Source organism: Thermoanaerobacterium xylanolyticum LX-11, assembly GCF_000189775.2.
In the GTDB taxonomy this organism is placed as follows: domain Bacteria; phylum Bacillota; class Thermoanaerobacteria; order Thermoanaerobacterales; family Thermoanaerobacteraceae; genus Thermoanaerobacterium; species Thermoanaerobacterium thermosulfurigenes.
Genome location: NC_015555.1, coordinates 1,233,091 through 1,251,593, shown reverse-complemented (window position 1 = coordinate 1,251,593; position 18,503 = coordinate 1,233,091). Strand labels below are relative to the sequence as shown.

Annotated in this window: 26 protein-coding genes; all 26 read right to left on the bottom strand. The window is 32.6% G+C overall.

The window, feature by feature from the left end; translation table 11 throughout:
- Positions 1 to 4: 4 nt before the first annotated feature.
- Positions 5 to 580 (bottom strand): stage III sporulation protein AG, encoded by a 576-nt coding sequence (gene spoIIIAG / locus THEXY_RS06070; protein WP_013787956.1) that lies wholly within the window; start codon positions 578 to 580, stop codon positions 5 to 7.
- 20 nt (positions 581 to 600) lie between these two features.
- Positions 601 to 1,185 carry a stage III sporulation protein AF gene (gene spoIIIAF / locus THEXY_RS06065; protein WP_013787955.1) on the bottom strand — a complete coding sequence of 195 codons (585 nt, stop codon included), beginning with the start codon at positions 1,183 to 1,185 and terminating at the stop codon, positions 601 to 603.
- Positions 1,186 to 1,197: 12 nt separating this feature from the next.
- Positions 1,198 to 2,361 carry a stage III sporulation protein AE gene (gene spoIIIAE, locus THEXY_RS06060; RefSeq protein ID WP_013787954.1) on the bottom strand — a complete coding sequence of 388 codons (1,164 nt, stop codon included), beginning with the start codon at positions 2,359 to 2,361 and terminating at the stop codon, positions 1,198 to 1,200.
- 10 nt (positions 2,362 to 2,371) lie between these two features.
- Positions 2,372 to 2,758: a stage III sporulation protein AD gene (spoIIIAD, locus tag THEXY_RS06055; RefSeq protein ID WP_013787953.1), complete on the bottom strand. Its 387-nt coding sequence runs from the start codon at positions 2,756 to 2,758 to the stop codon at positions 2,372 to 2,374.
- A gap of 29 nt (positions 2,759 to 2,787) precedes the next feature.
- Positions 2,788 to 2,985, bottom strand: a complete 198-nt coding sequence (spoIIIAC, locus tag THEXY_RS06050) for a stage III sporulation protein AC (RefSeq protein WP_013787952.1) — start codon at positions 2,983 to 2,985, stop codon at positions 2,788 to 2,790.
- A gap of 15 nt (positions 2,986 to 3,000) precedes the next feature.
- Positions 3,001 to 3,516 (bottom strand): stage III sporulation protein SpoIIIAB, encoded by a 516-nt coding sequence (spoIIIAB, locus tag THEXY_RS06045; protein WP_013787951.1) that lies wholly within the window; start codon positions 3,514 to 3,516, stop codon positions 3,001 to 3,003.
- Entirely contained in the window at positions 3,510 to 4,514 is a 1,005-nt protein-coding gene (gene spoIIIAA, locus THEXY_RS06040; protein ID WP_013787950.1) for a stage III sporulation protein AA, read from the bottom strand. Before spoIIIAA ends, spoIIIAB begins: the two co-directional genes overlap by 7 nt.
- Before the next feature lie 110 nt (positions 4,515 to 4,624).
- Positions 4,625 to 5,023 carry a CD1247 N-terminal domain-containing protein gene (locus THEXY_RS06035; RefSeq protein WP_013787949.1) on the bottom strand — a complete coding sequence of 133 codons (399 nt, stop codon included), beginning with the start codon at positions 5,021 to 5,023 and terminating at the stop codon, positions 4,625 to 4,627.
- A 45-nt stretch (positions 5,024 to 5,068) separates the two neighbouring features.
- Positions 5,069 to 5,626, bottom strand: coding sequence for an elongation factor P (gene efp, locus THEXY_RS06030; RefSeq protein WP_013787948.1), 558 nt, complete (start codon positions 5,624 to 5,626; stop codon positions 5,069 to 5,071).
- 21 nt (positions 5,627 to 5,647) lie between these two features.
- Positions 5,648 to 6,712 carry a M24 family metallopeptidase gene (locus tag THEXY_RS06025; RefSeq protein ID WP_013787947.1) on the bottom strand — a complete coding sequence of 355 codons (1,065 nt, stop codon included), beginning with the start codon at positions 6,710 to 6,712 and terminating at the stop codon, positions 5,648 to 5,650.
- Between the two features lie 4 nt (positions 6,713 to 6,716).
- The gene (gene aroQ, locus THEXY_RS06020; RefSeq protein WP_013787946.1) at positions 6,717 to 7,163 is read right to left on the bottom strand and encodes a type II 3-dehydroquinate dehydratase; all 447 of its coding nucleotides are present in this window, start codon (positions 7,161 to 7,163) and stop codon (positions 6,717 to 6,719) included.
- Between the two features lie 22 nt (positions 7,164 to 7,185).
- Positions 7,186 to 8,439, bottom strand: coding sequence for a glutamate-5-semialdehyde dehydrogenase (locus THEXY_RS06015; protein WP_268257780.1), 1,254 nt, complete (start codon positions 8,437 to 8,439; stop codon positions 7,186 to 7,188).
- A 35-nt stretch (positions 8,440 to 8,474) separates the two neighbouring features.
- Positions 8,475 to 9,569, bottom strand: coding sequence for a glutamate 5-kinase (gene proB / locus THEXY_RS06010; RefSeq protein WP_013787944.1), 1,095 nt, complete (start codon positions 9,567 to 9,569; stop codon positions 8,475 to 8,477).
- 20 nt (positions 9,570 to 9,589) lie between these two features.
- A complete protein-coding gene (locus THEXY_RS06005) occupies positions 9,590 to 10,105 on the bottom strand; it encodes a shikimate kinase (protein WP_013787943.1) in 516 nt (171 codons plus the stop codon).
- 32 nt (positions 10,106 to 10,137) lie between these two features.
- A complete protein-coding gene (locus THEXY_RS06000) occupies positions 10,138 to 10,929 on the bottom strand; it encodes a type IV pilus inner membrane component PilO (RefSeq protein WP_013787942.1) in 792 nt (263 codons plus the stop codon).
- 4 nt (positions 10,930 to 10,933) lie between these two features.
- The gene (locus THEXY_RS05995) at positions 10,934 to 11,464 is read right to left on the bottom strand and encodes a PilN domain-containing protein (protein ID WP_013787941.1); all 531 of its coding nucleotides are present in this window, start codon (positions 11,462 to 11,464) and stop codon (positions 10,934 to 10,936) included.
- 1 nt (position 11,465) lies between these two features.
- Positions 11,466 to 12,425, bottom strand: a complete 960-nt coding sequence (gene pilM / locus THEXY_RS05990; RefSeq protein WP_013787940.1) for a pilus assembly protein PilM — start codon at positions 12,423 to 12,425, stop codon at positions 11,466 to 11,468.
- On the bottom strand, positions 12,422 to 12,697 hold the full coding sequence (locus THEXY_RS05985; RefSeq protein ID WP_013787939.1) for a late competence development ComFB family protein: 276 nt from the start codon (positions 12,695 to 12,697) through the stop codon (positions 12,422 to 12,424). Before THEXY_RS05985 ends, pilM begins: the two co-directional genes overlap by 4 nt.
- 14 nt (positions 12,698 to 12,711) lie before the next feature.
- The gene (locus THEXY_RS05980; RefSeq protein ID WP_013787938.1) at positions 12,712 to 13,314 is read right to left on the bottom strand and encodes a hypothetical protein; all 603 of its coding nucleotides are present in this window, start codon (positions 13,312 to 13,314) and stop codon (positions 12,712 to 12,714) included.
- Between the two features lie 10 nt (positions 13,315 to 13,324).
- Positions 13,325 to 13,789: a prepilin-type N-terminal cleavage/methylation domain-containing protein gene (locus tag THEXY_RS05975; RefSeq protein WP_013787937.1), complete on the bottom strand. Its 465-nt coding sequence runs from the start codon at positions 13,787 to 13,789 to the stop codon at positions 13,325 to 13,327.
- The gene (locus THEXY_RS12370; protein ID WP_013787936.1) at positions 13,767 to 14,504 is read right to left on the bottom strand and encodes a prepilin-type N-terminal cleavage/methylation domain-containing protein; all 738 of its coding nucleotides are present in this window, start codon (positions 14,502 to 14,504) and stop codon (positions 13,767 to 13,769) included. Before THEXY_RS12370 ends, THEXY_RS05975 begins: the two co-directional genes overlap by 23 nt.
- Before the next feature lie 11 nt (positions 14,505 to 14,515).
- Positions 14,516 to 14,980 carry a pilus assembly FimT family protein gene (locus THEXY_RS05965; RefSeq protein ID WP_013787935.1) on the bottom strand — a complete coding sequence of 155 codons (465 nt, stop codon included), beginning with the start codon at positions 14,978 to 14,980 and terminating at the stop codon, positions 14,516 to 14,518.
- A 4-nt stretch (positions 14,981 to 14,984) separates the two neighbouring features.
- Positions 14,985 to 15,740: a prepilin peptidase gene (locus THEXY_RS05960; protein WP_013787934.1), complete on the bottom strand. Its 756-nt coding sequence runs from the start codon at positions 15,738 to 15,740 to the stop codon at positions 14,985 to 14,987.
- Between the two features lie 54 nt (positions 15,741 to 15,794).
- The gene (locus THEXY_RS05955) at positions 15,795 to 16,157 is read right to left on the bottom strand and encodes a type II secretion system protein (protein WP_013787933.1); all 363 of its coding nucleotides are present in this window, start codon (positions 16,155 to 16,157) and stop codon (positions 15,795 to 15,797) included.
- Between the two features lie 27 nt (positions 16,158 to 16,184).
- Entirely contained in the window at positions 16,185 to 17,399 is a 1,215-nt protein-coding gene (locus tag THEXY_RS05950) for a type II secretion system F family protein (protein WP_013787932.1), read from the bottom strand.
- A 25-nt stretch (positions 17,400 to 17,424) separates the two neighbouring features.
- Positions 17,425 to 18,477 carry a type IV pilus twitching motility protein PilT gene (locus tag THEXY_RS05945; RefSeq protein WP_013787931.1) on the bottom strand — a complete coding sequence of 351 codons (1,053 nt, stop codon included), beginning with the start codon at positions 18,475 to 18,477 and terminating at the stop codon, positions 17,425 to 17,427.
- Between the last annotated feature and the right edge of the window lie 26 nt (positions 18,478 to 18,503).

Here is an 18,503-nt window from a genome sequence, read left to right as displayed (position 1 = left end):
AATTTTATTTTGAAGATACGACTTTAACTTTATATGCGGGAATGCCCAATGCTGTCTCAACAGCCGTCATAAGTTCATATTGAACATTTGGATCTTTTGCACCATCAGCGACGACGACAACACCCCTTACCTCAGGCATTACTTTTTTCAATATCATAGGTTGATTTTCTCCACTGGTATTTTGTGAAGTAACAATTTTGTTATCCGTCTCACTTTGAATGGTTGTCCTCGTGCCTCCATTGCTGTCCTTTTCGTTAGTGGTAGTTTCTGATTGTACTGTATCCATAGCTGCTACTATTTCTTCATCAGAGTCTAAAGTGACAAGCACATCTACATTGCCTGCTCCGTGAATTCTGGATAGTATTTCCTTTAATTCCGATTCCAATTTACTCGCATAATCTTCATTTGTGATTTGCGCTTCAACCATTTGTTTATCTGAACTTTTATTTGTTGGTTTAGGCTTAAAAAAGATGCTGGCCCCAATCAAGATAATCAAACCAATAATGAAAATTACAGTCAAATCTTGTATAGTCTTATTATCAGCTTTTAAAATTTTTTGCTTTAGTTTATTAAAATCCACAATTTTATCCCCCTTTCATTTTATCTTTCCTCTATAGTTATATTCTTTAATGGTACATTATAGAATTTACTTAAATCGTTTTTGATGTTATCAATCTTACTCGTCTTTTCATTTGCTTTACTCACTTCAATTGAAATATTCCCGCTGCCGTTTGATGTTTCATTTTTGTCATTAAAAATTGTTATATTGATTTCTTTTACTAATCCAAAGCTCTTATCATTTAAATTGTCAATTATTGATGATTCCACCTCTACATCAGAAGCACTTACCATAGATAATATTCTCTCTTTTATCTGATCATTTAGCCTTTTTTTATACTCATCGACTATAAGTTTATTCCTTTCTATCTCCGCTTGTTTAGTCATTCCACTTATGTCTACATTATTATAGTTATACTCTTTTTCCAAGGCATTATTTATATTAATACCGCTTTTAATAAATCCTAATACTGGATTTATGATCGCAATCATGATTGTTAAACCTATTACTATCTTTACGTATTTTTTCATGCTTGATGATGGTATCAAAAGTTCAAATATTATAGCTAATATTGAAATATATGCTATTTGAATTATCCAACTTTTTACTTCATCCAAGAAATCCATCCCCTTTGTAACCTATCTCATCATGACACTAATACTTGATGCGTTAATTACGGCTGTTATGGCTAAAAACATCATTACGGTTACAGATACTAATGCAGCAAATACATATGCCACAGATGTTGAAATATCAGACAAAAAATCAACTATTTTTTTGTCGGCAATTGGTTCTACAACTGCGGCAGAAAGTTTGTATATAATCATTACTGAAAATATTTTGATGATTGGTACTATAGCCATTAAGATTATGGCTATTAATCCAAAAGTGCTTATTGCACCCTTTATTAGAAGCGATGCACTCATAATTGTATCTATGCTGTCAGATAATATACTGCCTACAACTGGCAGAAATGTTCCTACTGCGTATTTAGTTGTTCGCGAAATTACCCCATCCGCTAAAGATGATGTAATGCCTTGAATCGTTAAAACACCTATAAAAATGCTTAGCAATATTGAAATTGACGCTGTACAAATTGTTTTAAATAAATCGGCGAGTTTGTTTAAAGTAAATTTATCAGAAATTCTACTTATTATCCTAATTGCTGTCATAAATAAAATTGCAGGAAGAATAATATCTCTTATTTCTTTGGCTGTAAATTCAACAATCATTATCAATGCTGGCTGAAAAAAGGAAGCAGATACAAAAGCACCAACCGAAGCCAACATAGTAATCAAAACTGGCAGTATTGCCTGCATAAAATTGACCATACTATCTATCGCATCTTTTCCAATATTTAAAACGCTCATAAAGCTTTTAATCGCAACTATAACTAATACAATGTAGACAGCCATATGGGCTACTTGACTTATGCCTCCATTTTCAAACGAATTTTCTAAATTAGTTAGTACAGCACCGATAATTGATAATAGGATAAGCTGTACTAAAATTTCAACGGATGCTTTGACTTCATTAAAAAAAATACTTAGTACACCATTGACAATGTTTTTAACGCTAAATGTCTCCTTTCCATTTAAAAGATTGTACAAATATGTTTTAACGTCTGTTATTTGAAACGCATTGCCATTCTTCTCATTTATTCCCTTGATCAATGAGTCAATTTGACTGGTATCTGCACTGCTTATTTGGCTGTATAAATCGTCTTTTGTGTCAGCGTAAATCCTTATTGGAAGCATTGATATTGTTATTAATATGAAAATTAAACATAAAGCTTTTCTCATGTTTATCACCTCAAGGCAGTATGGAGACAATAGTGTCCACCAATGCTATAATAATTGGAAGAGATAAAAAAATGATTATTATTTTCCCTGCTAATTCGATCTTTGTAGCTATATTTTTTTCATCTGCATCATTAGAAATCTGAACTCCTAATTCTGCAATATATGCAACTCCTATTATTTTAAGAATTGTTTTTACGTAGATGCTGTTTATGCCGCTTTTGTCTGCAATTGTATTTAAAACCGTTATTATGTTGCTGATTTTTGGAACTATGATAAAAAATATAAGTATGCTGGCGGATAAACTTATTATGATCGCAACATCTTCAAAATTCTCTCTAAACAGTGAAAGGATTATTACACATATGATACCAATTGCTACAATCTGAATGATTTCCATAAAAGATTTCCTTTCGTTTGCTAATATATTCAATATAACTGGAATATCGTTTTTACGGCAGTAAATAGATTGTTGATCATTGTAATTACCATCATTAACACAACTACTACTCCTGCTAATGTAACCATCATGGCTTGTTCCTCTCTCCCAGACCTTATAAGAATCTGATTAAGAACAGTAACTAAGATTCCGATTGCAGCAATCTTAAAAATTATATCTATACTCAAAATCACTACCTCCCTCTATAGAAATATGATAACTACAGCAATTCCTATCAATATGCCAAGGCTTTTATACAATTTTTCATTTTTTCTGCTTGATTCCTCAGCATCAATAAGCTGTTTTTTTAATAACTCGGAAGTCAATTTAAAATTCTTTTCTTGATTATATATATCTGAATTCCCGAGGCCTTTGCCGAACGATTTTAGTATTTTTATGTCATCTTGACTTAAATTTATGTTCTCAACCTTATTAAATGCAATTTCCCACGCTTCACCAGCCGTATACCCTTCATTAGAATTTAAAATTTGAGATACTAATAAAAAAAATCTTCCTACGCCTGATTCCGATGTTTCAGATAACTTGGCAAATGCTTCAGACAATGTTACTTGGCTGTAAGTTATTTCAGTTATGAGTAAATTTAGGCTGGATAAAAAAGACCTTAACGTTTGTCGTCTTAATGTATATTCAAGTGATTTCATATAACCTATCATAGCAGAGGAAATTAAAACTAAAACCATTCCAACGATCTTCAGCATATTGTCTTGCATTCCTTTCTATAAGGGCCTTTAAAAATCACATTAAAATCTCTGTCAAGAATGGCTTCTATAGTGCCTGCTCCTAATTTACGGCTTAAAATCACATACCTATCAAATTCTCTATTATTTAACATTTCATCAATGTACTTTTTCCTCGCCACATCTTCTACGTCATTTCCATGGACTGTCGTAATTATGCTTACTCCTGCATTAAGTGCTTCGTGAATAGATGCTATATCTTCAACTTTACCTATTTCGTCAGTTATTATAACTTTTGGTGACATAGATCTTATCATCATTAAAATGCCAATATGTTTTGGACATAAGTCTAATACGTCCGTTCGGTATCCTACATCGTTTTGCGGAATGCCTTTAAAACATGCAGCTATTTCTGATCTTTCATCTACAATTGATACTTTCTCTCCATGAAAATTCAATTCAGGCATTCCATTGCTAATATTGCGAGCTATATCTCTTATAAGCGTTGTTTTGCCGCATTGCGGAGGCGAAATTATCAACGTATTATTCACTACTTCCGGATATTTTACAATGTACCTCATTATTTCATCTGAAGAACCAATACATTGACGCATTATTCTGTAATTGAGGCCAGATACATTTACAATTGTCTTTACAGATTCACCGTCAAGGACACATTTACCACATATTCCTACTCTATATCCACCTTTTATAGTAATGTATCCATTTCTCAGCTCATTCTCAAAAGCATATATGGATGATTTGGAGATAAGCTGCAATGCTTTATCGCAGTCTTCATTTGTAACTATATACGCTAAATTTGGGGAATTAACTACATTTCCATCCGCAGATAAAAACCTTTCTTGATTATTCGCATAAACCGTCAACGGTCTATCAATTCTAAGCCTTATTTCCTCCAATCCTTCTTTCAAATGATCGCTTAACTTGATAATTATGCTTCTGATATTCAACGGTAGAGAATACAATAGCTCGTCGTAATTTTTGCTTTTGTTTATCATTACATGTCCTCCTCTCTACAAAAATTATATTTAGAAGCATAAATATTTATGAATAAAAAAATGCCCACTAAATAATTTAGTGAGCATTTTGCGCTATTTGATTTTAACAGCTATTCTTTGTCATCATCTTCATATATTATTACATCTTTTACATTAACTGTCTCATTGCAATGAGGGCAGACAATTTCCGCGTCTTCATCGTCTAAAAGCTCATCTTCTACACTCATCAGCATGTGACAGTTGGGACATTCAACTTCAACATAATCGTACTCATCATCAGATTCATCATCGTATATTTCATCTTCTACTTCTGACAAATCTTCATCAATGGCACCTACATAATCATCAAGTTCTGATTGTGAGGCCTCAAGATCATTAATAGCATCTGCAAAGTCCTCCAGCGCATCAATGATGGCAATTAATACTTTGCCTTCCTTTGATTTTTCATCAATTTCCAACCCATCTACTAAGCCTCTTAAATACGATATGCGCTCATACAAGTACTCCATTTTACATACCTCCTCCTTTACTATTATTTTTTAAAATGTGCAAAACTATACTCTTTCCAGATACTCTGATGTCCTCGTATCAATCTTTATAACATCGCCTTGATTTACAAACAGCGGAACTTGAATGATAGCTCCTGTTTCAACTTTAGCAGGTTTTGAACCACCTGTTGCAGTATCGCCTTTAAATCCAGGTTCCGTTTCAACAACTTCTAATTCTACAAAAGTAGGAGGTTCTACTGAAAAGGCCTCACCTTTATAGAATTTTATTGTTGCTATCATATTCTCTTTTAAAAATTTCATGGCATCTTCGACTTTTTCGTAATTCAAAGGAATTTGTTCATATGTCTCAGTATCCATGAAGTAGTATAGATTGCCGTCATTGTAAAGATACTGCATATCTTTTCTTTCTATGACTGCCTCGTCAACTTTTTCAGTGGGGTTAAAAGTTCTCTCTACAACAGCACCTGTTATGACGTTTTTCAACCTTGTTCTAACAAAGGCAGCTCCTTTTCCAGGTTTTACGTGTTGAAAGTCCACAACCGTAAAAACTTGACCATCAATGTCAATAGTCATTCCTTTTCTGAATTCTCCTGCTGATACCAATTAAAATCCCTCCATCATTAGTTAAACTTCAATTAATTCCTTTGGCGAATTTGTCAAATCTATAACGCCATCCTCTTTTAATAATACCATATCTTCTATTCTAACGCCAGAGAAATTAGGAATATATATCCCTGGTTCAACTGTAACAACCATTCCAGCTTTTAATAAATTCGTCTTTTTGGGACCCATAAAAGGATTTTCATGTATCTCTAATCCTACGCCATGGCCTAATGAATGACCAAAATAATCACCATAGCCTTTATCTATGATTACCTTTCTTGCAAGATAGTCACCATCTTTTTCTATCATGCCAGCTTTTAAATTATTGATCGCATTTATCTGCGCTTCTAAAACTACATTGTAGATTTCTCGCTGCTTGTCATTCGCTTTTCCGATGACCACAGTTCTTGTCATGTCAGAACAATATCCATTTACCTTGCACCCATAATCAAATGTCACAAAATCGCCATATTCGATGATTTTATCAGAAGCTTTTCCATGCGGCATCGAAGACCTTTTGCCAGATGCAACTATAAAGTCAAACGACTTTTCTTCTGCTCCAAGCTTTTTCATGTAATATTCCATTTCTAAAGCCACATCTTTTTCTCTCATCCCAGGCTTTATAAAACTCAGAAAGTATTTAAAAGTTTCATCTGTAATATACTGTGCCTTTTTGATATTTTCTATTTCTGTCTCATCTTTTATCTCTCTTAAAGATTCCACAAAGCCATTTTCAGGTTTTAACTCTACTTGTAAAATGTCTTTCAATTTATTGTACTGTTCAAAAGTTATGTAGTTTCCCTCAAATCCAAGTTTGTCAATACCCATATTTGATATACAATCTCTTATCGCTTCAAAAATATCCGATTTGTGTTCAACTATTTTAAATCCTTTAATTTCATAAGAAGCCTGCTCAGTATACCTTGAGTCTGTAATAAAATAAGACTCATTGAGACCTACAATAGCAACGCTATCGTCACCTGTAAATCCAGTCAAATATGTTACATTTACAGGTTTAAAAATCAAAAAACCATCTAATCCCTTTTCAACTAACAAATTTTTCGCTTCATTTAATCTGTTTTTCAAAATATCACTCCTTTAAATTATCTTCTAATAACTTAACCGCATTTAAAGCCAAAACATAGCTAAAAGGTCCAAACCCTGATATTTGCCCAAGACATTTAGTAGCAGTCACAGAAACGTGTCGAAAGTCTTCTCTCTTTTGTATATTTGAAAGATGCACCTCTATTACTGGTATATCTATGGCACCTATTGCATCCATTATTGCATAGCTATAATGTGAGTAAGCACCAGGATTTATTATTATAGCATCAAAATTATTCTTTGCAGAATGAATAAAATCTATGATCTCACCTTCGCTATTAGACTGCTGTATTTTAACAGCCAAATCAAGCTTTGAAGCTTCTCTTTTAATTATATTGTTTATTTCATCAAAACTTACCTCTCCGTAAATGCTTATCTCTCTGCTACCCGTAAGATTCAAATTCGGCCCATGTATAATAAGAACTCTCTTCATATTAAAAACCTCACTTTAAAATTTATTCTCTTATCTGACCATTTCCTAAAATTACATATTTGTACGTGGTCAATTCTTTAAGCCCCATCGGACCTCGTGCATGCATTTTTTGTGTGCTAATGCCTATTTCAGCGCCAAATCCAAACTCTCCACCATCAGTAAATCTTGTAGATGCATTTACATATACCGCTGCTGAATCAACTGATTTCAAAAATTTCATCGCATTTGTATAGTTTTCTGTAATAATACTTTCAGAATGACCTGAAGAATACTTAGCTATGTGGTCAATAGCCTCATCAATACTTTCTACGACTTTAACAGCCAGTATTAAATCTAAATATTCTGTTTTCCAATCGTCTTCAGTCGCTTCTTTCACATCTGGACAGATGGATTTTGTAATGCTACAACCTCGTATTTCTACACCTAAAGATGTAAGTTTATTCACCATAGAGGGCAAAAAGTTTTCCGCCAAATCTTTATGGACAAGAACTGTCTCAATAGCATTACATACACCAGGTCTTTGTGTTTTAGCATTTACAATGATATTGATAGCTTTTTCAAAATCAGCATGTGAATCAACAAACACGTGACAATTTCCCACTCCAGTTTCAATAACAGGTACCGTTGAATTTTGTATAACATTTTGTATTAGATTCGCACCACCCCTTGGTATAATTAAATCTATCTTACCATTTAATTTCATCATGCGATTTACTTCTTCTCTGTCTGTATTCTCAATAAGTTGAATAGCTCCTTTGGGAATACCACATTCTTCTGCAGCGCTTGAAATAACATTAACAATGGCTATATTGGAGTTTATTGCATCACTACCACCTTTTAAAATAACTGCATTTCCCGATTTCAAACATAACCCTGCAGCATCGGCTGTTACATTTGGCCTAGATTCGTAAATTATACCTATAACTCCAATTGGACAGCGCATTTTCCCGATTTGAAGACCATTAGGCCTTTTCCACATTTCTTCTATGTCCCCAACAGGATCTGGTAACATGGCTATCTCTCTAAGTCCATTTGCCATACCTTCTATCCGCTTTTCGTCTAACTTAAGCCTATCAATTAATGATTCTTTTACGCCCTTGGTTTTTGCAATTGAGACGTCTTTTTCGTTTGCTTCTAATATTTCGCGCTTATTTTCCACAAGCTTCAAAGCCATATTTTTAAGCGCTTCATTTTTAATGTTTTCATCAAGAATTGCAAGTATTCTTGATGCCTTCTTGGCAACATCGGCCTTTAAATCAACTTCCATATTTCTAATCCTCCTTACACAACACCTTATTATACACTATTAAGTCAAACTATGACAACTAAATTGTCTCTGTGGACGACTTCATCGTAATTTTTATATCCTAAAACTTTGTCTATATCGGTCGATTTTAAACCTTTTATTTTGTTAACTTCATCAGATGTATAATTAATCAAACCTCTTGCAATCTCTTTTCCATCCTTATCATATATTGACACACAATCCCCTACAGAATATTCTCCATCAGTTGATATAATACCACTTGGCAATAGACTTTTTCCATTTTCAAGTATGGCCTGTCTTGCCCCACCGTCAATAATTAGCTTACCTGACAATTGTGCATTAAATGCGATCCAAACCTTTCTATTGCTGATAGGATTTTTAGCAGGCATAAAAACTGTCCCTATTCTTTCACCTGCTGCAATTTTATTTAAAACATTATCAAGCTTGCCATTGGCAATTACCATTTGGACACCTGCGTTGTAACAAATTTTTGCTGCTTGAATCTTTGTATACATACCACCCGTGCCAAAATTTGTACCAGAACCTCCAGCAATTTCAAAAAGCGCATCAGAAAAATCATGAACCACATCTATCAGCTTAGCTCCATCTACTTTAGGGTCTCTATCATATAGCCCCTCAATATCAGTCAATATAATTAATAGATCCGCTTCTATGATGCTTGCTACAAGCGCTGATAGCGTATCATTATCTCCTATTTTTATTTCATCTACAGTAACAGTATCATTTTCGTTTATGATTGGGACTACATTGTACCTTAATAAATTTGATAATGTATAGCTTATGTTTAAATACCTTTCTCTTATAGAAAAATCATCCCTTGTAAGCAATAGCTGAGCTGTAGTCTTCCCATATTCATTAAAAAATTTTTCATACAGTCCGATTAGCAATCCTTGTCCAATTGCCGCCAATGATTGTTTTTCCGGCAATGTTTTAGGTCTTTTCAAAATATTTAGTTTGCCCATTCCAGCTCCAATGGCACCAGATGTCACAAGAACAACTTTATCGCCTTTATTTTGTAAATTAGATATTTGTCGTACAATTTTTTCCATCATCTCTAAATTCAACTTTCCATTTTCATAAGTCAATGTACTTGTTCCGATTTTCACGACAATTTTCATATTCCTCTGCCCTCGACTTTTTATCTTGTTTTTAATTTCGAATATACATCTACTACTGTCAAAGCTACATCATTTATAGACATATCTGAAACATCTATAGTATAATCTGCAAACTCATAATAGTGCTGTCTTTCCGCTAAAAGAGCTTTTATCTTTTCATACACATCACCGTTAGCAAGTATAGGCCTTTTATCATTATTACCAATATTTCTTAAAATTACCTCCGGATTCGCCTTTAAACATATAACTACACCATGTTTCCTCAATTGCACTATATTAGAAGGATTTAATACAACACCACCACCTGTTGATATAACATGATTTTTTAGTCTGGAAGCTCTTGCAACAGCAATTTTTTCAATTCCCCTAAAATATTTTTCACCGTATTTATCGAAAATTTCCGTAATCTTCATGCCTGAAATTTTTTCAATCAAATCGTCAGTATCAATAAAGCCAAAACTTAAAATATCGGCAACTCTTTTGCCAACAACTGTCTTTCCTGTAGCCATAAATCCGGTTAATGCGATGTTCTTCATTAAAATTTTATCCTCCAATACGCATAACTTTCTTACTGCTTATTTGTTGGTGTAGGTGGTGCAATTTTAGAAACATTGTTTATTGCACTGTTTATACTATCTGAAATAATTTTGTTTATATCAATTCCTTGCAAAGAATTCTGATTATTTGAATTGGCGTTTGTATTTTGATTTCCATTATTCACTTCAACTAATGATTTAAATGGATCACTTTTCCCACTTGCTTCACGTGGATTCAAATTACTTCCGCCTTTTTTGCTCATAGAATATATCACAATATCTATATTAAGTAGCAAATTATTAGATTCATTGTCTTTACTTATCTCAAATGATTTTATATTGTTAAGCCTTTGCATTGATTGTACTTCTTCAATAAAATTCGATATTTTTGAATAGTCGCCTGCAACTTTTATATTGACAGGAATTTCTACATATTTTGTCTTGCTGATTTTGTTATTATTTGTTTGATTTTCAGGACTCTGTAATTGATTATCAGTTGAATTAAAATTCAACTCCTCAAAATTTACGCCAGTTTTAGTAATTGCATCATCAAGCAAAACTACAAAATCTTCAATATTTTCATAATCAGGAAGTTCCTCATTGCATATTTCAATTTGACTATCAATCTCTGATAAGCGGTTTTTCATTTTATCTACACTTAATGTATTGTAATCATTCACCTCTGTCTGCAAACTCATAACATCACGCCTTAATTTATTTATAACCACCAGTTGTTTTGTCAAAACAAACTGATAATATAAACCAAAGAAGGCGACAATAAACAATACACCTATTAGCATTTTTTCTCTCGTTGTCAATTTCATATAATTATACCACCTTAAGCTTAATTTGCAAAGTATATTGAATCAAACCACTATCAGATTTCTTTGTGTCTAAGAGATTAACATCATCTACATATTTTAATTTTCTCAAATTCAACATAAAATCCGATAAATATTTGTTCATATAAGAATCACCTGTTATTTCCAACACACTCCCATTAAATTTCATATCCTTAATTGAAACATTTTCTGGAATATTAGCCGAGATGTCATTTAAAATTTCTGTCATATTCAATTTTTTATCAGATAAATATTTTATTATTTTTTCTTTTTGTGAATAATAATTTTCTTTGCTTTTAATAGTTGAATACATGTCTTTCTTTGCTTTTAAACTATTTAATTGGTTGTTTAAGGTAGACTTTTGCTTTTCTAAATTATTGATATACATACTTGGCAAAAGCAAAATAAAAATTAGCACAAAAGCCACAATCAAAAAGCCTATCATGGTAAATGTACTTCTTTTCCTTTTTTCGTCAAGTAATTTTATTTCATCTGGTATAAGATTGATGTCTTTCAAATTACTCCCCCCTAATCAAAGAACCAAACACAGGCATAAAATATGTATATAAATCGTCATCATTGCTTAAAGCAGGTATCTTAAAATAATCTTCTATATATCTTTTAAGCCCTGTAAGTCTTGTAGTTCCACCAATTAGAAAAATCTCATTTATACTTTTATGGTACGATGATTCAAAAAAATCAAACACTCTTGATATTTCACTCAGTTTACTGTTTACGTATTTTTCAGTGTTCTCTCTAAGGCCAGCATAATCTTCATTATCTATAAAAAAAGGTTTTTCCCTTTTATATTCTTCAGCAGTTTTAAAGTCTGTATCGTATGTATTGGCAATTATCTCATTTATATCATTTCCTCCGAATTTTACTATCCTGCTAAATGCATATTTACCTTCATTTATTATCGTAATATCTGTATACTCTGCACCAATATTTATTACAGACGTACTTCCTGTTGGTTTACATAATTTTTTTATCGACTTATAAATACAATTGCTATATATATCTATAACTTCCAAGCGAAATTTCAATCCCTTAGCTAATTTCAAATACCCGAATATCATTTCTTTCGGTGCTGCCACAATAATTGTTTTTATCTTTTTACCATCTTCATCATGCTCAATCTGCTTATAGTCAACAATATAATCATCTGAATTAGGTATATACTGATCAATTTCATATTTTAAAGCATTCTTTAATTCATCATCTTTCATAAATGGCATTATTATTTCTCTAATTATTATATCTGTGCTTGAAATGCAAAAAGACAATTTCTTTTCCTTTGCAAATTTCTTTTTTAATGTTTCATTCAAAAAGTCAGACAATAAATTTATATCACTTAAATATCCATTTCTAATGCAATTTTGAGGTGTTTTTTCCAGTACCATATTATTTAATTTATCATTTTTTTTATCACAACTGCCAATTTTAGTGTAAAAACTGCCTATATCGATACCTATCATCTAAGATCCTCTCCATGGCGCTTATGTTGATTAACGTAAAAAGCAGCTTTCGTGATCTGACTAATGATATCTACCTCAAATTGCCTTTTCAATTCATTGACTTTTGTGTATACCTCACCTTTCTCTGTGTCATAATATTTCGGAGGCAAATTGTTTAACGTTAATGCCATTATATCAAGTTTGCATTTGCCGCATTTACATACATCTAAATCTTTTAATACATTGTCGATAACATCTTTAACTGCTTCTTCCATATAATTTTTTAACTCCATTTCTAATCTCTCCTTTAATTTAATGGTGGTGTATTGTCGATAATCCAACTACTGATAGTAATTGGATTGCCAGATTTATTTAGATCAAGAACAATCAATGCATGTCCGTATCTTTTTAAATTCTTAAAAGTTCCTATAGTTTCTATTCTTATTGTATATTTAGGCAAAATATTTGTCCCGTCAAAAGGCTGCAAATCGACTATTTTTATATATGAAATAGTTACAGCAATAGTATTTTTATCATCTAAATAAAATTGATAATTTTGATACACATTAAAAACATTATTTTCAAGGTATTGCCTTACTGCTTGATATATCGCTTCATACATAACCTCTCTTGGAACCGTTTGAGGCGGTATCAAAGAACTATATTCATTTATTAATGTATTAACCGTATTATTTATCAAACTATTTAAATTGTCAAATAAACTTTTATTAAATACGCCTTTTGCCATATCTAATCCGGATTCTGCGGCGTTATTAACTACTATTGAATTTCCATATGCATAAGAAGTTTTATATTCAAATAAAGAAATATCTAAAATAGACAATGCAAGCACAGACAATATAAGTATTATAATCAACGTAAATATTAAGGCAGAACCTTTATCATCCATTAAAAATATTTCACTTCCTTAAATATATATCTGACTCCAATGTAATCTTACCTGTACCATCGCTTTTTTGACCAACTATTTTAACATTAATAATAGTTCCATCAGGAGAAAGAGTAACAGAAAAATCATATATATTTGTAGCTATTTCGTTTCCATTGTTTAAATAATCAAACAGCTTATGTAATTGACTATTGTAAAGAATAATGTTTTTATCATCAATCTTTATTCCTGTATATCCATTGATGCTATATGGGGCAATTTTACTTTTGTCAGAACATTGATTAACCTTATTCATAATGTACGTCATAGCATATCTAACATTCTGCTCCACATCAGAATTATTAACTACGTTTGAATATGTTTTATATCCAGAATAATACAGCGAAGCATATATTGATACTATAAGTCCTATTAAGGACAATACAACCAAAAGTTCAATTAGTGTAAAACCTTTATTTCCATTTCGTAGGATCAAATAACCATCTCCAGTCGAAATTAGGATCCCACCACTGCAATGCTGGCGGAAAGTTTATATTCCCAATTTTAGCAGATATCTCATCTGCAATTGTCTTTAAAGTATAACCATCTTTCAATATGTATGGAAATTGAAAGATTTTCCACAAATCAATTGCATCAACAATAGTTCCAAATACTATGCTAAAAGCACTAACTAAATTTAATTTAACAATAGGATATAAGAATAATATTGCAGCTAATGCCCCCCACGCAAAAACAGTAAATATATTAGATATATCCCTATAATTAATAGTACTTCCACTTGGGATATTAACAGTTGGTGGTATGTATGTGGTGACATTTGTTGCAGGTGCAACTACATAAAGCGTATAGACTAGATTTGTTTTGTACTGATAATTGACTTGAAACTTGTATTTCATAAGTCCATTTCCAATAGATTGAGGATTTTCAGGTACAGATAAATAATATCCCTCTTGAATTTCTGGAAATATTTTTTTTTGCAAATCATTGTTATTCTTTATATTTCCCGCTTTTATGTCTTCTGCTATGCTTTGAGCTATTGTAGCTTCCTTTGTTCTTATTTTAGAATCTGCATTTGTAATTACTGATTCACGGAACACACCTAATAGAGGTATAGCTGCAATTGAAAATAAAGCTATTGCTACAAGGACTTCAATAAGCGTCATGCCAAAAGCATTCTTTAAATATTTCAATTTGCTTCACCTCAATAATTCCCCTTTATCATTACTCTTCCTGTAGCAGGCAAAATGGTTATGTCTAACCTTTTATTTGAATTTAATAAGCTTATAGTGCAGCCACCAGGTATTGGAGCTCCTTGATTTGAAAAGGATATTTGTGCTGAATTGTCGCTGTACATAGTTATTCCATCAGGAAACTTCTTTGTCTTTACTCTTTTTACCATTGTACCTGGTTTATTTATGTAATACCCTTTATGATCAGTCTGTATGGTTAAATACAAGCTTTCGTTTTCATAAATATTTTTGTATTGAACATACCTTATATCACTGATAAGCTCGTATGCCAACATTTTTAGGCGCATTTCCGAAGTTTTGGCATTAAAGAAATCTGTCTTTGGAACTGCTATCAAGACAATAATAGAAAATATCGACACTACCGTTATTAACTCTATCAGAGTCAATCCACTCTCATTTGCTTTCATGTATCGCATTGCCTCAACCTCTTATAAGTTTTATATACATATTCAACAAATCATATCCATATAAAATAGAAATCAAACAGGCAATGCTTATATAAGGTCCAAAAGGTATGTAATCTTTTCTTGTCTTAATTTTAAACAAAATCATGGCGATGCCGCCAATAGCACCTAATACAACTGCCAGAAAAAGCGTTGATATAGTAAGCTTCCAGCCTATAAAAAGACCAATCATAGCCATAAGTTTTATATCTCCACCACCCATTCCTCCTCCTGACAATAAAGATATAAGAAGAAGCACTCCGCCTCCTATTAAAAAGCCTACAATGTAGTCCCATAATCCATAATTAAACATCAGCACTCTAAATGCTGCTCCAGCTATTAATCCTATCAAAATTACTTTGTTTGGTATTATCTTATGTTCCATATCTATAAATGTTATGACAATTAATAATGACGCTAAAAATGCATACGACAGCGACTTTATAGATATGCCAAAATAGATAAACAAAATAAGATATATAAATCCTGTTAAAAGTTCTACAATAGGATATCTTATTGATATTCTATTTCCACAGTATCTACATCTGCCTCTTAGAAATATGTAGCTTATTACGGGAACTAAATCATACGGCTTTAACTCACTTTCACAATTTGTACAATGTGATGGAGGATAAACAATTGATTCATTCCTTGGAAGTCTGTATATGACTACATTTAAAAAACTACCAATTATTAAACCAAATACAAAAACAAGTATATATAGAATAAACATTTCTGCCTCCTGATATAGGTATATGCGGGCACCATTGGTGCCCGAAAGAACTTTTTATTCAGTTGGTTTTTGACTAACTATAGAAACAATCCCACTATTACTATCTATGGAGAAATAGCCACTATTTAATCTTGGGATTTTATCTAAATACTTGGGAACAAGCACACTACTTTCATTGTCTGGATCTAAATCTGAATTAGATGGATAAGCATTGTTATCTGCCCAATATCTGTCAACTGCACTTTGAACTATTTTTAAATTTGATTGATCTGCATTATTTTTTGCATTATTCAATGATGTTGTTACTCTTGGTACTGCGATTGCTGCAAGTATTCCAAGTATTGCTATTACTACAATCAATTCAATCAATGTAAAACCTTTTTCATCTTTATTCAATGCCTTCACAAACCATGCCATTCTTTTCACCCCCTTCCCATAATTTGTTTATTGACCTATAAAATTGTACATCTGGAACATCGGCATCACTATGGATACTACTATAAATCCTACTATTGACGCCAGTAAGACTATTATTAATGGTTCAATCAATGTAGTCATCTGGGATACGGCTGTATCAACTTCGCTGTCGTAAAAATCCGCCGTTTTCTTTAATATACTGTCCAGCGATCCCGAATCTTCTCCAACCTTTATCATTTGAATAACCATTGGCGGAAATATATCGATTTTCTTTAAAGGCAATGCAAGCCCGTTTCCCCTTTTTATCTCTTCTTCAGCTTTTTTTAAGCCATTCGCCACAACAGTATTCCCCACTACTTTTTCTACAACAGACAATGATTCCATCAATGGAATCCCTGAACCTATAAGTGTTGATAACGTCCTTGTAAACCTTGATGTGATGATCTTCACATTTAGTGGGCCAAATATTGGTATCTTTAACATCAAAAAATCAAATAATTCTCTTCCCCTATCTGTTTTTATAGTTCTTAAAAGTACAAAGATTAATAATACAATATTCCCTAAATAAACATACCAATAATGTGCTATAGAATCGCTTAATCCTAAAAGTATCAATGTCGGCGTCGGTAATTGTGCTCCTGCATTTTTAAACATGCCTACAAATGTAGGAAGGACATTTGTAACAAGAAATACGACTACCAATACTGCAACGATGGATACAATCGCAGGATATGCTAAAGCTGATTTTATCTTTTGGTTTAAATTGTTTTCTTTCTCAAAATGTTCAGCCATCTCATTTAATACTTTGTCTAAAGTACCACTTACTTCTCCTGCTTCTATCATATTGAATAAAAGCATTGGAAATACATCTGGATGTTTTCTCATTGATTCTGAAAGGGTTTTACCCTTCTGCACATCTTCATATACATCAGTTAAGGCTTTTTTCAACCTTTTATTTTCAACTTGCTCAGACAAAGTAGCAAGTGATGCAACAATAGGAATACCTGCATTTATGAGAACAGAAAACTGCCTGCAAAACACAGCTATATCCTTTACCTTCACTTTACGTGAAGAATTGATACTTTCAAAAATATCCTTCTTCTCCACTTTTTCTTTGACATCTAATATATAATAGTTTTTCTGCTTCAAGCTGTCTACACATGACGATAATGTATCAAGTTCCAAAGTGCCTGTTATAAGATTTCCATCCATATCCCTTGCCTTATATGTATAAGTTGGCATCTGAGCCACCCTTTCAAGCATTATCTTATACTACTAATCGAGAAAAGTTTTCTCTATCAACACAATATGTAAGTGCATCGTCCATAGAAATCAAATTTCTCTTTAATAGCTGCGATATCCACATATCCATTGTCACCATTCCAAATTTATTCCCTGTCTGCACCATCGATTGTATTTGAAATGACTTCCCTTCTCTTATTAAATTTCTTATTGCAGGTGTAGCTATCATAACTTCTACGGCGACGACTCGCCCTGAATTATCTATTTTAGGCAATAATTGCTGCGATATAATCCCTTCTAAGACATTTGAAAGCTGTACTTTTATCTGCTGTTGCTGATGCGGCGGAAAAACATCTATAATCCTGTCGATAGTCTTTGCCGAACCTATGGTATGTAAAGTGGATAACACAAGATGCCCCGTCTCAGCCGCTGTTATAGCTATCTGTATCGTCTCAAGATCCCTCATTTCTCCAACCAGTATCACATCAGGGTCCTCTCTTAATGCTGCCCTTAATGCACTGGCGTATGACAAAGCATCATGCCCGATTTCTCTTTGATTTACTATACTTTTTTTGTGCTTATGCAAATATTCAATAGGATCTTCCAGGGTCAATATATGACAATTACGTTCTTCGTTTATTAAATCGATCATAGATGCCAATGTCGTAGATTTTCCGCTGCCTGTAGGCCCTGTAACAATTATGAGACCACGGGTTTTAAGCGCAAGATCTTTAATCACTTCTGGAAGTCCTAATTCATCAATTGTCGGAATTCTCAAAGCGACAGATCTTATGGCAAGGCTATATGTTCCCCTTTGCTTATAAGCATTTATCCTAAACCTTCCTAGCCCTTTTACTGAATACGATAGGTCAATATCACCTGCATCTTCAAGTTTTTTTAGCTCATCGCTTGAAAGCAAATCTTTTGTTATTTCTTCAGTATCTTGAGGTGTTAATTGAGGTAAATCCAGTTTTATAAGTTGCCCATTAATTCTAAGTACCGGAGGAACGCCAACTGTTATATGCAAATCAGATGCGCCTTTTTCTACAACCATAGCCAGAAGTTCACTTGTTTTCATCGTATCACCTTTAGCAATTATTTAAT

Excerpts from the sequence above, each read along its gene's own strand:
- spoIIIAF (WP_013787955.1), bottom strand. The coding sequence starts at position 1,185 with ATGGATTTCTTGGATGAAGTAAAAAGTTGGATAATTCAAATAGCATAT.
- spoIIIAE (WP_013787954.1), bottom strand. The coding sequence starts at position 2,361 with ATGAGAAAAGCTTTATGTTTAATTTTCATATTAATAACAATATCAATG.
- spoIIIAD (WP_013787953.1), bottom strand. The coding sequence starts at position 2,758 with ATGGAAATCATTCAGATTGTAGCAATTGGTATCATATGTGTAATAATC.
- spoIIIAB (WP_013787951.1), bottom strand. The coding sequence starts at position 3,516 with ATGCTGAAGATCGTTGGAATGGTTTTAGTTTTAATTTCCTCTGCTATG.
- spoIIIAA (WP_013787950.1), bottom strand. The coding sequence starts at position 4,514 with ATGATAAACAAAAGCAAAAATTACGACGAGCTATTGTATTCTCTACCG.
- THEXY_RS06035 (WP_013787949.1), bottom strand. The coding sequence starts at position 5,023 with ATGGAGTACTTGTATGAGCGCATATCGTATTTAAGAGGCTTAGTAGAT.
- aroQ (WP_013787946.1), bottom strand. The coding sequence starts at position 7,163 with ATGAAGAGAGTTCTTATTATACATGGGCCGAATTTGAATCTTACGGGT.
- proB (WP_013787944.1), bottom strand. The coding sequence starts at position 9,569 with ATGAAAATTGTCGTGAAAATCGGAACAAGTACATTGACTTATGAAAAT.
- THEXY_RS06005 (WP_013787943.1), bottom strand. The coding sequence starts at position 10,105 with ATGAAGAACATCGCATTAACCGGATTTATGGCTACAGGAAAGACAGTT.
- THEXY_RS06000 (WP_013787942.1), bottom strand. The coding sequence starts at position 10,929 with ATGAAATTGACAACGAGAGAAAAAATGCTAATAGGTGTATTGTTTATT.
- pilM (WP_013787940.1), bottom strand. The coding sequence starts at position 12,425 with ATGATAGGTATCGATATAGGCAGTTTTTACACTAAAATTGGCAGTTGT.
- THEXY_RS05985 (WP_013787939.1), bottom strand. The coding sequence starts at position 12,697 with ATGGAGTTAAAAAATTATATGGAAGAAGCAGTTAAAGATGTTATCGAC.
- THEXY_RS05980 (WP_013787938.1), bottom strand. The coding sequence starts at position 13,314 with ATGGATGATAAAGGTTCTGCCTTAATATTTACGTTGATTATAATACTT.
- THEXY_RS05965 (WP_013787935.1), bottom strand. The coding sequence starts at position 14,980 with ATGCGATACATGAAAGCAAATGAGAGTGGATTGACTCTGATAGAGTTA.
- THEXY_RS05960 (WP_013787934.1), bottom strand. The coding sequence starts at position 15,740 with ATGTTTATTCTATATATACTTGTTTTTGTATTTGGTTTAATAATTGGT.
- THEXY_RS05955 (WP_013787933.1), bottom strand. The coding sequence starts at position 16,157 with ATGGCATGGTTTGTGAAGGCATTGAATAAAGATGAAAAAGGTTTTACA.
- THEXY_RS05950 (WP_013787932.1), bottom strand. The coding sequence starts at position 17,399 with ATGCCAACTTATACATATAAGGCAAGGGATATGGATGGAAATCTTATA.
- THEXY_RS05945 (WP_013787931.1), bottom strand. The coding sequence starts at position 18,477 with ATGAAAACAAGTGAACTTCTGGCTATGGTTGTAGAAAAAGGCGCATCT.